1 protein-coding gene is annotated in these 505 nt (G+C 28.7%); it reads left to right on the top strand.

Translation table 11 applies throughout. The features are described from left to right. Positions 1–21: 21 nt before the first annotated feature. Positions 22–505: DUF29 family protein (locus ACIR131C_RS0100970; RefSeq protein ID WP_028088717.1), on the top strand; the 484-nt coding region annotated here is incomplete at its 3' end.

Genomic DNA, 505 nt, shown 5'->3' with positions numbered 1-505 from the left:
GTTAGGGAAAAGGTAATCAATATGACCCAGGAATTAATAGACCTCAGAAATAGTATCTTAGAACAACGTTATACCGATGCTTTGGCTATTGTTGATGAATTAGAGGGGATGAGTAAACAAGGGATTTTAAGGAATATTGAATCATTTTTATTGAGATTGATGATTCATTTGATTAAAAATCAAGTGGAACAGCGATTAACTAATTCTTGGGCTGCATCAATTGAAAGTTCAATTTTAGAAATTAAGAAATTGAATTTGAAAGAGAATAAAAAATCTTACTATCTGAATATTGATGAATGGGTGGAAATATTAGAGGATACTATAGAATTGGCAATTCGTCCTGCTAGTTTAGAAATAATAAATGGAAAATTGTCAAGACAGCAAATTTCTCAAATGTTAAACAAACCACAATTAATATTAACTGCAACTGAGTTAATTAACCTTACCTATAATTATCAAATTAGAGAATTACCAGATATTATTGATGATTATTTAGGTAATTTAC

Origin of the sequence: Dolichospermum circinale AWQC131C (genome assembly GCF_000426905.1) — a bacterium.
In the GTDB taxonomy this organism is placed as follows: Bacteria; Cyanobacteriota; Cyanobacteriia; order Cyanobacteriales; family Nostocaceae; genus Dolichospermum; species Dolichospermum circinale.
This window is presented reverse-complemented; position numbering and strand designations above follow the sequence as displayed.